General features: G+C 38.0%; 14 protein-coding genes. 9 read left to right on the plus strand and 5 right to left on the minus strand.

Translation table 11 applies throughout. The features are described 5' to 3' along the window. Positions 1-25: 25 nt before the first annotated feature. Positions 26-412 carry an HIT family protein gene (locus ACM66U_RS02535; protein WP_151900974.1) on the minus strand — a complete coding sequence of 129 codons (387 nt, stop codon included), beginning with the start codon at positions 410-412 and terminating at the stop codon, positions 26-28. Positions 413-417: 5 nt separating this feature from the next. Next, positions 418-1,971, minus strand: a complete 1,554-nt coding sequence (locus tag ACM66U_RS02540) for a DEAD/DEAH box helicase (RefSeq protein WP_346389371.1) — start codon at positions 1,969-1,971, stop codon at positions 418-420. Between the two features lie 373 nt (positions 1,972-2,344). Here ACM66U_RS02540 and ACM66U_RS02545 point away from each other — a divergent pair, with 373 nt between their 5' ends. The 3 genes from ACM66U_RS02545 (at position 2,345) to ACM66U_RS02555 (ending at position 4,217) form a co-directional block, all read left to right on the plus strand. Beyond that, a complete protein-coding gene (locus tag ACM66U_RS02545; RefSeq protein WP_418641053.1) occupies positions 2,345-3,634 on the plus strand; it encodes a DNA recombination protein RmuC in 1,290 nt (429 codons plus the stop codon). Further along, a complete protein-coding gene (locus ACM66U_RS02550) occupies positions 3,631-3,828 on the plus strand; it encodes a hypothetical protein (RefSeq protein ID WP_151900971.1) in 198 nt (65 codons plus the stop codon). The genes ACM66U_RS02545 and ACM66U_RS02550 overlap by 4 nt, the downstream gene beginning before the upstream one ends. 113 nt (positions 3,829-3,941) lie before the next feature. Then, on the plus strand, positions 3,942-4,217 hold the full coding sequence (locus ACM66U_RS02555; protein WP_418641427.1) for a DoxX family protein: 276 nt from the start codon (positions 3,942-3,944) through the stop codon (positions 4,215-4,217). 185 nt (positions 4,218-4,402) lie between these two features. Here the strand turns inward: ACM66U_RS02555 and ACM66U_RS02560 are convergent, their stop codons facing one another. After that, a complete protein-coding gene (locus tag ACM66U_RS02560; protein WP_346389373.1) occupies positions 4,403-4,960 on the minus strand; it encodes a CDP-alcohol phosphatidyltransferase family protein in 558 nt (185 codons plus the stop codon). Between the two features lie 152 nt (positions 4,961-5,112). On the opposite strand from ACM66U_RS02560, the gene ACM66U_RS02565 reads away from it, so the two are divergent. Genes ACM66U_RS02565 through mltF form a run of 6 tightly spaced genes read left to right on the plus strand, consistent with a single transcriptional unit; the run spans position 5,113 to position 12,196 of the window. After that, positions 5,113-6,384: an OprD family outer membrane porin gene (locus ACM66U_RS02565; RefSeq protein ID WP_418641054.1), complete on the plus strand. Its 1,272-nt coding sequence runs from the start codon at positions 5,113-5,115 to the stop codon at positions 6,382-6,384. 19 nt (positions 6,385-6,403) lie between these two features. Beyond that, positions 6,404-6,631, plus strand: coding sequence for a FeoA family protein (locus ACM66U_RS02570; RefSeq protein WP_151900967.1), 228 nt, complete (start codon positions 6,404-6,406; stop codon positions 6,629-6,631). Further along, the gene (gene feoB / locus ACM66U_RS02575; protein WP_418641055.1) at positions 6,628-8,769 is read left to right on the plus strand and encodes a ferrous iron transport protein B; all 2,142 of its coding nucleotides are present in this window, start codon (positions 6,628-6,630) and stop codon (positions 8,767-8,769) included. The genes ACM66U_RS02570 and feoB overlap by 4 nt, the downstream gene beginning before the upstream one ends. Positions 8,770-8,802: 33 nt before the next feature. Beyond that, positions 8,803-9,465, plus strand: a complete 663-nt coding sequence (locus ACM66U_RS02580; protein WP_151900965.1) for a response regulator transcription factor — start codon at positions 8,803-8,805, stop codon at positions 9,463-9,465. Beyond that, positions 9,462-10,742 (plus strand): ArsS family sensor histidine kinase, encoded by a 1,281-nt coding sequence (locus tag ACM66U_RS02585; RefSeq protein WP_188109982.1) that lies wholly within the window; start codon positions 9,462-9,464, stop codon positions 10,740-10,742. Before ACM66U_RS02580 ends, ACM66U_RS02585 begins: the two co-directional genes overlap by 4 nt. 23 nt (positions 10,743-10,765) lie before the next feature. Continuing rightward, a complete protein-coding gene (gene mltF, locus ACM66U_RS02590; protein ID WP_151900964.1) occupies positions 10,766-12,196 on the plus strand; it encodes a membrane-bound lytic murein transglycosylase MltF in 1,431 nt (476 codons plus the stop codon). On the opposite strand, the gene rsfS is transcribed toward mltF, so the two are convergent. Together rsfS and nadD are read right to left on the minus strand one after the other, a co-directional pair. After that, on the minus strand, positions 12,173-12,490 hold the full coding sequence (rsfS, locus tag ACM66U_RS02595) for a ribosome silencing factor (RefSeq protein ID WP_151900963.1): 318 nt from the start codon (positions 12,488-12,490) through the stop codon (positions 12,173-12,175). The genes mltF and rsfS overlap by 24 nt on opposite strands. Continuing rightward, positions 12,450-13,022 (minus strand): nicotinate (nicotinamide) nucleotide adenylyltransferase, encoded by a 573-nt coding sequence (gene nadD, locus ACM66U_RS02600; protein WP_418641056.1) that lies wholly within the window; start codon positions 13,020-13,022, stop codon positions 12,450-12,452. Before nadD ends, rsfS begins: the two co-directional genes overlap by 41 nt. Between the last annotated feature and the right edge of the window lie 20 nt (positions 13,023-13,042).

Below are 13,042 nucleotides of genomic sequence, written 5' to 3' on the forward strand. Positions count from 1 at the left end.
TCTAAAAGAGCACGTAGGCTAGGTTTTAACCCAGGCTGATTTGTTTTAAAGCTACAACAACTCTTTTATAAAATTCTGCTTCATCCGGCAGGTTTAAAACAGCATCTCTTAGCTTTTCACCCCACATCGGATTAGGAAAGCAGCTGTCATTTTCAAATCTTGCCATTACATGTAAATGGACGCGCGGAAGCATATTTGCGAAGGAAGCCATATTTATTTTGGAAGGTTTGTAATATTTTTTCATTTCATCTTCGATGATATCAAAGATTTCAAAGAGCTGCAGGCGCAGCTCTTTTGGCATGTCTCCAAGCTCTTTGTAAGGCTTTTTTGTGAAGATTTTGAGCCAGGGAATTTCACTCTCTTCTTTTTCTATAAAAAAGTTTTCATCTTCATAAATGATGAGAGTGTCCATAAAAACTAGTCTCTGTTTCGGTTTCTGTTTGAAGAACTTCTGCTGCCTCTGTATCCGCCGCCGTCACGGTTTCTTTCGCCGCCCGAACGGTTTCTGTCTCCGCCTGAACGGTTACGGCTGTTTCCGCGGAAGCCGCCACGGCCTCTGCCGCCTTTTCCTCGACTGTCATTGCGTTTTCCGGCACGTTCCAGGATAGCAGCAAGTTTGTCAGCAGGAATACCGATATTGCTTGGCCCTTTTATATCCTGTCTGTCCAGGATCATAGAGATGAGTTTGAACATGATTTTTTCTTCGTCTATATCTTCTTTGAGACGGTCAAGAATTTTATGTGCCTCATCATATATTTTTTGGTCTTCAATTGTTTTGACCATTTTTTCCACAGTAGATTCACGCAAATCATTTTTGCTTGGCACGAATGCATGATTCATTGAGGTACCGACTTTTTGTTTGATACGCTGCAGTTCTTTAAACTCCAAAGGTGTCAACAGTGTGATAGCCTTTCCTTTTGTTCCTGCACGTCCTGTTCTCCCGATACGGTGAACATAAGACTCAGGATCAAAAGGAATATGATAGTTGAATACATGAGAAATATTGCTTACATGTATACCGCGGGCAGCCACATCGGTTGCCACAAGGACTTTGACAGAGTCGTTTTTGAAACCTTTGATAACAGTCTCACGCTGACGCTGCTCCATGTCACCGTGCAGACCGTTCGCCAGATATCCTGCATTTGAAAGAACATTGCTTAATCTGTCAACTTCTGATTTTGTTCTACAAAAGACAACTGATTTTGTACTGTTTTCAGCATCCATAAGGCGAATAATCGCATCATCTCTTTCGTGCTCATCAATGACATAATACTCCTGTTCGATATCGGCATTTGTTGTCTCCCCTTTTGTGATAGAGACAAAAGCAGGGTCTTTTAAAATCTTGTTTGCAAGATTTTTAATCGGCTGCGGCATAGTTGCCGAGAAAAGCAGAGTCTGTCTGTCTGTCGGAAGATAAGAGAAAATTTCAGTGATGTCATCCAAAAATCCCATGTCAAGCATCTCATCTGCCTCATCAAGTACAACGACACTCGGTGCAAAATTGTTGAGCATATTTCTTTTTAAGAGATCGAGCATTCTTCCGGGTGTTGCTACGACAACACTTGCACCGCGACCGATAAGGTCAAGTTGGCGCTTATAAGAGCTTCCCCCGTATACGGTAACTGTCTTTACATTCAGATTACGGCCATATTTGAATATTTCATCACTGACCTGTGTTGCGAGTTCCCGTGTTGGTGTGATGACAAGCATCTCCACTTTGCCGTTGAGTTTCATGTTTGAAAGAACAGGAAGTGAAAAAGCTGCTGTTTTTCCTGTACCCGTGTGTGCCTGACCGACCATATCACGGCCTTCAAGTATGATAGGAATTGCCTGTTCCTGAATAGGAGAGGGGACTGTAAAGCCGGCGAATTTAACACTTTTAAGTATTTCTGGTTTTAGGTTTAACGAATCAAATGTGATTGTAGGTTCTTCTGTAGTTGTTGTTTGTGTTTCTTGTGCAGTTTCTTGCATCATTATCCTTTTTTAACAGGCTTTTGAAGCCTTTTTATACATAAGGAGATGACGCAAGTTCTACTAAAATTTCCACTTTAAGTCTATCAGGGCATCTTCCCCTTAAAATATTTATGGAATTATAGCTAAATTTTTTAATATTTACAGTAAAGTTGCAAATATTTTTAATTACTTAAGTTTATAATGCTACAAAAGAGCAGGTAAATTTTTTTGTAGTCTGGTCTGGAATGATAAAAGAGCGCTCATAGTCGGCACTAAAGTACCGATTCCGAGAAGTTTCTCAGCAGTTTTTTGCTTAACTTAACGGCATTGAGACTTCAAGTCTGGGCAAAATCCAGTATAATACACAAAAGAAAATTATAGAAGGTTTTATATGAATGAAAACATCTCTTTAGTCGTTATTGCTTTTTTGCTCCTCTCATTTTTACTGGTTTTATATTTTTATTTAAAAGAAAAAAACACGAACAAACGTTTACATGTAAAGGCAGAAGAATTACAAAGCAGTTATTTTACACTCAATGGTTCGTATGAACAGCTAAAAGAAGACTATAATGCGTTGGAGATTGAATATGCGGTTTTAAATGCGAGATACAATGATGAGATGAAAGCATCGGCTGAGAAATTGGAAGTTTTACAAAAAGCAAAAGAAGAACTTTCACAGGAATTTAAAATTTTGGCAAATAAAATATTTGAAGACAAGTCAAAACAGTTCCGCAGTGCAAACAAAGAGCAGCTGGAACTGCTTTTAAAACCTTTTCGCGAACAGATAACAAATTTTTCAAAAGAGGCAAGAGAACAGTTTGAAGTGGAGCTCAAAGACCGCCATCTGCTCAAAGATGAACTGCATCGCCTGAAAATGATGAATGAAACACTGGCACAAGAAGCGCTCAACCTGACCAATGCCCTCAAAGGCGAGAACAAAACACAGGGAAACTGGGGTGAACTGGTTTTAGAAAATATCTTGGAACAATCCGGTCTGCGTGATGGGGTTGAGTATGAACTCCAGGCCACACTCAAGTCAAACGAGGGTAAAACATACCGACCCGATGTCATAATACATATGCCGCAAAAGCGAGATATTATAGTGGATTCCAAGGTCTCACTGACTGCGTATGAACGGTTTGTCAATGCGGATGAGCCTGAAGAAAAAGCAAAAGCCTTAAAAGAGCATATTGCAAGTATCTCTTCACATATAAAAGAGCTGAGTGCAAAAAACTATGAAAAACTTGAAGGGGTCAATACGCTTGATTTTGTTCTGCTTTTTATGCCGATTGAAGGGGCTTTCTTACTGGCACTTGAACAAGACGGTGAATTTTTCAAGCGTGCATATGAAAACAATATTTTAGTCGTATCTCCTTCTACTCTGCTTGTAACGCTCAGAACCATAGAGCACATCTGGCGAACGCAAAGACAGGAAGAGCATGCAAAAAAGATAGCCGCAGAAGCAGAAGCGATGTATGACAAACTTGTATTATTTGTTGAAGAGATGAAACACATAGGAGCCTACCTGCAAAAAACACAGGACTCTTATGACAAGGCGATGAACAGACTCAGCACGGGACGCGGCAATGTTATCAAAAGAGCGCAAAATATGAAAGCACTGGGATTAAAGCCGAAAAAAGAGTTGCCGCTCAAGAGTGAAGATGATGGAGACGATACATGAAAATAGAGACAAGGTACAATTATGAAAAGAGCTGGACGCTGACATCTGAGAAGGATATTTTAAAAATAATAGAAGAAGAAATAGGCAATGATGATGTAGAGGGTGTTTTTGCTTATATAAAAGAGGCTGTGAAAAAGGGTAAGGTAATAAGTGTCGGTTCATGCAAATTTAAAATAACAGAGAAAAAGGGATAAAATGTTTCAAAATCAGGATATTGCAAAACTGCTGTTGCGAATAAGTTTGGGTGTGTTGATCCTGGTTTCACGGAATTCACAAAGTCATACATGGTATAGGCGGTGTTAAAAGTCTGGTTGTCAGTGCGGGATTGCCTGAGTTTTTAGCCTATGGCGTCTACTTTGGGGAGTTGATAGCGCCAATTTTTATTATTTTAGGGCTCTATGCCAGAGTGGCGGCGACTGCCTTGGTTGTGAATATGTTTGCGGCAATCTATTTGGCATATGGGTTTTCACTGACACTTTCAAAGTTTGGAGGTTTGTCCTGGGAGACACCGTTGCTTTATCTGATACTGTCTCTGCTTGTCATACTTCTTGGAAGCGGAAAATACGCTGTAAATTCCAAATAGAAAATGGAGATTTTAAAGCTTAAAGCCCGCACTGAAGTACGGGTTCCGAAAAGTTCCTTAGTTTAATGGCATTCAGACTGAAATATATGCTGCAAAAAATTTATAAGCTGACATGGCAAACTTACATTTTAAGCACCCTTGGAACCCGTACTTCAGTGCGGGCTTGTGTCTTTAAAGCCTGATGCTTAGGGATGTTTTACCTTTATAGTAGAATTCAAACTCCAGCCGATAAGCAACATACAAACGATAACTCCGTATGCCGGTAAAATATTGTAAGTATTTAACAAATAGACAAGCCAGAGCAGAATTGCTCCAAGCGGCGTCGGCACACCCGTAAAATATTTATCAACCGCACCGGCGTCGGTATGCAAATTGAAATGGATAAGACGGCGCAGCCCTGATATCACATAGTAGATACTTGCAATTGCCGCAAGAATAAACCACAACCCATGCAAAGAAGGTGCATATGCGGCTTGAAATATCAAAAAGACAGGAACGAGAACAAAACTTAAAAAATCTGCAAAGCTGTCAAGCTGTACCCCAAACTCATTGGAGAGTTTATACTTTCTTGCAATTTTTCCGTCAAATATATCAAAAGCACCGCCAATCCATGCCAAAACTATCGCCAAAGTAAAATTGTTCTGTGTGATAAAATAGGTTGCAAGGAGTCCTGCTGTGATGTTGACAAAGGTAAACACATTTGCGAGATTAAAGTGAGAAGAGGGTGTCCATAAAAATTTCATATAAATAGCTGCCTTTGTAAAATATAAATGCAATTATAGCAAAATCATATTAAACAGAATAGAAAGATATGATAAATATTATCAATATCATTAAGCTTACTGTAAGTAGAACTGAATTATTATTGCATATCAAAATCATAAATAGGAATTTTATGCTAAAAATTATTAGACTCAGTATATTATATTTTTCTTTTACAGCATTGCTGAGTGCTGCCGAACAAACATTAGTCAATGAGAAACGTCTTCACTCTGTAAGAAAAAATATAGACAAAGAGGCCTTGATGCAGGTGAGAAAAGTTTCTCCAATAAATAATATTGAACACATGTTTGAAGATGCCAGAGTCTCAGGTCAGCTTAGGATTATGTTTGCCGGATATGAGCAAAAAGAACAAAATGTGGCGAATAATTATGCGACTGCACTTGGCGGAAAGTTAAAGTATGAGTTGGCAGAACTGCAGGGTTTTAATGCGGGTGCGGCTGTTTACATATCACATGATCTAGGCTTTGCAACAGGTGAGGGAACTCGGCACAACAGTGAACTCTCTTCAAGTGACGGCAGTTATACGCAGCTTGCCGAAGCATATATAAATTATAAATATAAAGCATTTAACATAAGGGCAGGACGCCAGATTTTAGACACTCCACTGGCTGACAGTGATGATATCCGTATGATAAGTAATACTTTTGAAGCGTATGTTGCATCTTATTCGGATGGCGGGTTAGAGATGATGGCCGGAAATATTCAGTCATGGCAGGGAGTTGATGCCGGACTGGATACTCCATGGGAAAAAACGGGTAGCCGAGGGACAAATTTTGGCGGGCTAAGCTATCATAATGTATGGGAATTAAATCTTTGGGTTTATAATATTACAGATGTAACAAATGCATTTTACCTCGATGGAGGGATTCAGTACCATTTTAATGAGGATATGATCCTTCACTGTGTTTTGCAGTATTTAAATGAAAAAGAGTTGGCTTCAAGTGCTTATGACACTACGATTTATGGCGGGTTGTTTGAATTTGTAGTAAAGGGAATCAGTTTGAGTATTGCCTATGACAAATCTTTAAACGACCCTGCCACAGCAAGTTTTAGCGGATTTGGCGGAGGAACACTTTTTAGCAGTATGGATACACTCATATTGGATGATATTGCGGATGACAGGGATGCGCATGCTTTGGTATCCTCAATTGGTTATACAACAGAGATTTTTACTCTTTTGTATGCCTATGGTGATTTTAAAGGAAATGCAAACAGTTTGGGTGAGAAAGCACATATAATAGAACAAGATGTAAGTTTAGAGTATAATATAGATAATGAATTATTGTTTGCATGTGTATACAGTATGCAAAAAGATAAAGAAAACTCTGTAAATACAGACCATGACTGGAATCGTGTTCAGTTTATGCTTAATTATAATTTTTAAAAGAGACAAAGTGAATAAAATGAAAAAATTAATAGACTGTGAAAAAGGCGAAAAAGTAAAGGTTTTAAAGTTGGCGACAAATTATGATTTAAAACAAAGACTTATCTCCTTTGGCATTATGAAAGATACACAACTGCAGGTACTAGAGCATGCCCCGCGAAAAAAAACAATAGAAGTAAAAGTAGGAAAAATGCGAATTGCCTTACGTGCCGAAGAAGCAGAACTTATTGAGGTTGAAACAATATGAATGAAGAAACAAAAGTATGCCCGATTATTGCCAATCATATTAAAGTAGCACTTGTGGGACAGCCGAATGTCGGTAAAAGTATGCTGATTAACTCTGTCTCCAATGCCCACTTGCATGTAGGAAACTTTTCCGGTGTGACAGTGGATAAAACAGAGGTGTTGTTTGATTATAAACATTATCATTTTACTGTTGTTGATTTGCCCGGAACCTACGCATTTACGGACTATACAATAGAAGAGAGAGTCACAAGAGATTATCTTTGCGCGGAAGACTATGATATTATTATCAATGTTGTAGACTCTACAAATCTGGAAAAAAATCTCCAACTCACAGCAGAACTTTTTACGATGAGTAAAAAGATGGTCATTGCCCTGAACATGAGTGACGAAGCGGATAAAGAGGGCATAGAGATAAATGCCGAGTATATGTCCGAACTGCTCAATGTCCCCTGTGTAAAAGTTTCAGCAGCACAAAAAACAGGGATAGAAGAGTTGATAAACATGGTTGTTGATGTGCATGAAAAGCCCAAACTTGAACCGAAGCTTGTATTTAGCGAACCGGTTGAAGAAGAGATACAAAAGATAGTCTCTTATCTGAAAAAACACAAATATGAAGCAAAAAACAGTTATAGAAATATTGCAATAAATCTTTTAAAGGAAAACAGAAAAACTTATGAAAAACTGCATGATGATCCTATTTGGATAGAGTTGCAGCCTATTTTGATAGAAGCGTCCAAACATATAGAACTGCACCATGATACAGATGACATCAAGGAAGCTTTTGCCGAAGAATATGCCTCTTTTAACCGAGGTATTGTTGCTGAAGTCGTGAAAGTAACAAAACAGGAAAAAGAGAAAAAGACAATTACGGAAAAGATCGATTCTGTTTTGATTCATCCTTTATACGGTATTCCTATATTTTTGTTTTTAATGTGGGGGCTTTTTCAGCTTACCTTTGTACTGGGTGCAGTACCTATGGAGTGGATTGACGGATTTTTTGGTTGGTTTGGAGATGCCATCGGTGCAACAATCACTAATGAGGATATACGTTCTTTGGTTGTTGACGGGCTTATTGCGGGAGTGGGAGCGGTTGTGCTTTTTACACCGAATATCATTATCCTCTTTATAGGGATAGCCTTGCTTGAGAGTACCGGTTACATGTCGCGGGTTGCTTTTTTGCTCGATGGATTTTTCCATAAATTTGGTTTGCACGGACAGAGTTTTATTCCTTTGGTAACCGGTTTTGGATGTTCCATTCCTGCTTATATGAGTGCGAGAATCCTCAAAAATGACAGAGACAGACTGCTCACACTTTTTATCATCAGTTTTATGTCCTGTGGGGCAAGACTGCCTGTGTATGTGCTTTTTGCCGGAGCATTTTTCAGTGAATCGATTGCAGGCAATGTTCTTTTTGCTATCTATATTACAGGTGCAATGCTCGGGCTGATTGCTGCCAAAATTTTAAAAATTACGGCTTTTAAAGGGGTAGATGAACCTTTTGTTATGGAGATGCCAAAGTACCGTTTGCCATCCTTCAAGCTTGTATGGCATACGGTAGTTTCAAAAACACTGATGTATCTGAAAAAAGCGGGGACTTTTATTGCCGGAGCTACCATACTTATCTGGTTTTTAAGTAATTATCCACACAATACGGAGTTAGAAAAAAAATATGAAGTAAAAATAGAACAGGCACAAACAGCAGAGGCAAAAGCAAAACTGACAAACGAATTTGCAAGTAAAAATTTACAACAGAGCTATTTGGGACGAATCGGTGCATTTTCCGAGCCGCTTTTTCGTCCGCTTGGACTGGATTGGAAAATGGCGGTGGCACTTGAAACCGGCTTGGCGGCAAAAGAGGTCATTGTTTCAACACTGGGTGTATTGTATGCACTTGGTGAAAATGTCGATGAGACAACCTATTCGCTAAAAGATGCCATCAGCAAAAACATCTCTTTTGCATCAGCTGTGGCGTTTATCGTAATAATCATGGTATATCTTCCGTGTTTTGCCGCTTCTGTTGTATTTACCCGTGAAGCAGGTGGCTTGAAGTATTTCTTTTATCTGTTGGCATTTACGAGTATTACGGCATATATTCTTGCTTTTTTAGCATATCATATAACACTCTTACTGGGTTATTAACCCATTATTAGATTAGATTGGTTAAAATAAATTATGCAAAAAATATTAATGATTGAAGATGACTTGGAACTGGCAGAGATACTTACAGAGTATCTCGAACAATTTGAGTTTGAGGTTGTCACTGAAGACGACCCTTTTAAAGCAGTAAGTATATTAAAGTTAGAGCCTTTTGACTTGGTTATACTGGACTTGACATTGCCGGGTATGGACGGGCTGGAAGTTTGTGAAGCAATTCGTGAACGCCAGGATATTCCTATAATCATTTCAAGTGCGAGAAGTGATGTGACAGACAAGATAAAAGCACTGGAACTCGGTGCGGATGATTACTTGCCAAAACCGTATGACCCGAGAGAACTTGAGGCAAGGATTCACTCAGTACTGCGTCGTTATGAAGCAAAAAGTGAAGAAAAAGCAGAATCAAAAAGTGATTTCAAATGCGATAAAGAGACGATGACCATTACCTATAAAGGTCGCAAGATTGAGCTGACAAATGCAGAGTTTGGAATATTGTCTTATATGATAAGCAAACAGGGTCTGGTTGTGTCTCGTGAAGATTTGATTCATAATGTCAATGCCATTAATGAAGACTCATCCAACAAAAGTATAGATGTAATGGTCGGACGCATCAGAAACAAGCTCGGAGACAAATCCCTCATAGAGTCTGTCCGTGGTGTAGGATACAAGCTCCTCAAATGATCAAACGTCATGCTGTTTTATTTACGGTACTTTTTGCACTTGTTGTCTCTTTGACAAGTCTGAGTGCAATCTTTTGGGAGTTTTACAAACTTAACAAAGAACAGTATATAAACCACATTTTTACAAAATACTCAGTAATCACCCAAATATACCGTGAACATCAGCAGCGCCAGAGTTCAGAGATTATGCTTGAGGCAAATCTGGCTGTGTATAATCTTGAAGTCACCAAAGATGAAAAACTGAAAAAAGAGATATTTGAAAAAGGAAAAGTTCTCAAAAGAGAGGGATTTAAAAGTTTTAAAACCTCCTTGCTTATCAATGACAAAGGGTTATATACGAAAAATATCGTAACAAATCTCAGAGCGACTATGATTCAGTATAAAAGAAATATATACTTTCATATAGAAACACCAAGTGGTGATATCCTGATCAAAGACAACGATTTGAAACCTTATAGCTATATTAATCTGCTCTATTCCTATATTACAATATTTATGATTATCAGTCTCTCTTTTATTCTGATACTTCAAAGACTGCGTCCTTTAATCAGATTGAGAAAAAAGATTGAATTGTACGGTAACGGAAATATGGACATTTCTTTTAAAACAAACCGTGAAGATGAAATCGGTGCAGTTGCCAATGAACTTGAAAATGCACGACAGAAAATAAATACTGTGTTGGAATCACGTACACTCTTTTTAAGAAATTTGATGCATGAGTTGAAAACGCCTATAGCCAAAGGGACTATCGCCACACAGATGCTTGATTCGCAAAAACAAAAAGACAGATTCAGCTCTATTTTTAAACGCCTGGAGACACTTGTAACTGAATTTGCAATGATAGAAGAGGTGACAAGTCTGAGCGATAAAAAAGATTTTTCCGAGTACAGGCTGCTTGATGTAATTGATGGAGCTATAGATATGGCTATGGTTGACAAAGAACATGTCACAGTGAAAATCAGCGGAAAAATAAAAGTACATGTAAACTACAGACTTTATACGACAGCTATTAAAAATATGATTGACAATGCAATGAAATATGCTACCGATTCTCATATTACAATTCGTATGAATGACAAAAACGAACTTTGTTTTGAAAGCAAAGGTGCATGCCTTTCGCATCCTCTACAGTATTACATAGAGCCTTTTACAAAAGACAACCCATCGAAAAACAGCTTTGGATTAGGACTGTATCTTGTTGACTCTATCCTTAAAGCACATGGGCAGGTTTTGGCGCATGAGTATGAAAACGGAGTCAACCGTTTTATATTTGCATAAGTTTAAAAATGTAAACTAATGCAATGAATAGATACATGTACAGCTTCATATTACTTGTTTTTGCACTCTCTTTTTTTGCATTTGGCTGGGTGAGCCATACTGCCTATGTGCCCTATGAAAAAGAGCAGGAGCAAACACTGCTTGATACAATTCGCGAAAACAAAACTTTAAACGTTGTTCTGCTCAATGCTCCTTCGACCTACTATATAGGTCCAGATGGTCCACAGGGTTTTGAATATGATTTGTTACAGTCATATGCAGAACATTTGGGAGTGGATTTGAATATTACAACAGCACATACTGTCAAAGAAGCGATAGCACTCTCCAAAAATCCAAATATTCATATCACATCTGCATCTTTGTCAAAAACACCACACAGAGAAAAAAAATTTCACTTTGGACCTTCGTATTTTGAAGTCGAAGAGCAGGTGATTTGTAACAGAGGAATGTTGCGCGGATCAAATTTTCCAAGAAATGTGGAGGAGTTGGCAGGATTAAATATTATGGTAGGTGCTGATACGAGTTACAGCGAAACGATAAAATCACTTCAGGCAGACGGATATGAAATAAATGCAACGACAACTTCAGAATATTCAACAGAAGAGTTACTTGAAAAAGTTGCCAAACATGATATAGACTGCACAATAGCGGATTCAAATATCTATGCACTTAATTTGCGGTATTTTCCTGAAATAGCACTTGCTTTTTCCATCAGTAAAAGAGAACAGTTGGCATGGCTGCTCCCAAAAAATGCAAAAGAGCTAGAAGCTGATATGTATGCCTGGCTCAATGATTATAACCAAAAAGGCAAGATGACACAGCTTAAAGACCACTATTACAGCTATATTCTTTTCTTTGATTATTATAATACAAAAATGTTTTACAAAAGAATGAAAAGCAGACTGCCAAAGTATGAAAAATATTTTAAGTATGCTGCAAAAAGATTTGACATTCCGTGGACACTGTTGGCATCTGTTTCGTATCAAGAATCACACTGGAATGCAAAAGCCAAAAGTTTTACAGGTGTTCGCGGGTTGATGATGCTGACACAACGTACAGCAAAGATGTTAGGTGTGAAAAACAGATTGAATCCGAAAGAGAGTGTAATTGGCGGAACACGGCATTTAAAACAGATGATAAAATTTGTTCCCAAAGAAGTAGAAGGGGAGAACAGACTAAAATTTGCCCTGGCTGCTTACAATATAGGTATGGGACATATAAAAGATGCGCAAAAGCTTGCAAAAAAACTAGGACTTAATCCAAATATCTGGAGTGATTTGAAAATAGTACTGCCTCTGCTCTCGCAAAAAAAGTATTACAGAACTTTAAAATACGGATATGCAAGAGGGGCAGAGCCTGTCAAATATGTTGAGTCCATCTATAACTATAAAGATATTTTAGATAAACAAAACAAGGTGTTGAAAACTGATCTAGTGACTTCCAAGCTCCCCTAAAAATGTTTCCATATCATACTTTGTTCTGTATTCCGGAGTCATGATGTGAATAAGTATATCGCCCAAATCAACAACAATCCAGTCACCGCTTTCATCTACATTGTTAAAATGTTCGGCAGGTTTGAGTTCATTTTTTAAATGGTCCAAAAGGGCAGTGGTGTGTTTTTGTCCAAGAGAAGAGGCTATAACCGCATAATCAACGAAATAGTTTTTGTCACGGAGATCAAAAACCTCTATGGATTCCGCTTTGTTTTTATCGAGTGTGTTTACTATGTTTTGTATTCTGTCTTGCATTGTGTTCCTTGTAATATTGTGTTATTTCATCTCTGACTTTTTTTGGTATTTTTGAACTGTCAAAATTTTCTCTTAACATAGATGAAGATATGTCTTCATCTATGTTAAGCTGAATGAAATCTTTTGGTACTTTTATACGGTCTCTTGTGACAATTATAAAAGTTACCAGTTTTTTCAGTTCATCATAAGCATACCATTGATGCAGTGATTTTAAATTATCTGCACCGATAACCAAATAAATTTTGTCATAACTATCCAGCAAATGTTTGACTGTCACAACTGTCGGCACTTTTTTTTTCAAGTCGACCTCATATGAACTGACTTCCACATCTTTATAAGATGAAAAAATATCTCTCAGCCATTGCAGCCGTAACTCAGCCGGAGCAGTAAAAGTTTTTTTAAACGGATTTAAAAAAGTAGGCATTACCACTACTTTGTCAATAAAGTCCAGTTCGCCCAAAGCCTTGACTATTGCCTCATGTGCGATGTGTGGAGGGTCAAATGAACCTCCGTAAAGTGCTATCGTTTTCATTTAATGCGAATTATAACTAA

This window comes from Sulfurimonas sp. ST-27 (assembly GCF_048081595.1).
In the GTDB taxonomy this organism is placed as follows: Bacteria; Campylobacterota; Campylobacteria; order Campylobacterales; family Sulfurimonadaceae; genus Sulfurimonas; species Sulfurimonas hydrogeniphila.

Coding starts and splice junctions, on each gene's coding strand:
- ACM66U_RS02535 (WP_151900974.1), bottom strand. CDS start 412: ATGGACACTCTCATCATTTATGAAGATGAAAACTTTTTTATAGAAAAA.
- ACM66U_RS02540 (WP_346389371.1), bottom strand. CDS start 1,971: ATGCAAGAAACTGCACAAGAAACACAAACAACAACTACAGAAGAACCT.
- ACM66U_RS02545 (WP_418641053.1), top strand. CDS start 2,345: ATGAATGAAAACATCTCTTTAGTCGTTATTGCTTTTTTGCTCCTCTCA.
- ACM66U_RS02550 (WP_151900971.1), top strand. CDS start 3,631: ATGAAAATAGAGACAAGGTACAATTATGAAAAGAGCTGGACGCTGACA.
- ACM66U_RS02560 (WP_346389373.1), bottom strand. CDS start 4,960: ATGAAATTTTTATGGACACCCTCTTCTCACTTTAATCTCGCAAATGTG.
- ACM66U_RS02565 (WP_418641054.1), top strand. CDS start 5,113: ATGCTAAAAATTATTAGACTCAGTATATTATATTTTTCTTTTACAGCA.
- ACM66U_RS02570 (WP_151900967.1), top strand. CDS start 6,404: ATGAAAAAATTAATAGACTGTGAAAAAGGCGAAAAAGTAAAGGTTTTA.
- feoB (WP_418641055.1), top strand. CDS start 6,628: ATGAATGAAGAAACAAAAGTATGCCCGATTATTGCCAATCATATTAAA.
- ACM66U_RS02580 (WP_151900965.1), top strand. CDS start 8,803: ATGCAAAAAATATTAATGATTGAAGATGACTTGGAACTGGCAGAGATA.
- ACM66U_RS02585 (WP_188109982.1), top strand. CDS start 9,462: ATGATCAAACGTCATGCTGTTTTATTTACGGTACTTTTTGCACTTGTT.
- mltF (WP_151900964.1), top strand. CDS start 10,766: ATGAATAGATACATGTACAGCTTCATATTACTTGTTTTTGCACTCTCT.
- rsfS (WP_151900963.1), bottom strand. CDS start 12,490: ATGCAAGACAGAATACAAAACATAGTAAACACACTCGATAAAAACAAA.
- nadD (WP_418641056.1), bottom strand. CDS start 13,022: ATGAAAACGATAGCACTTTACGGAGGTTCATTTGACCCTCCACACATC.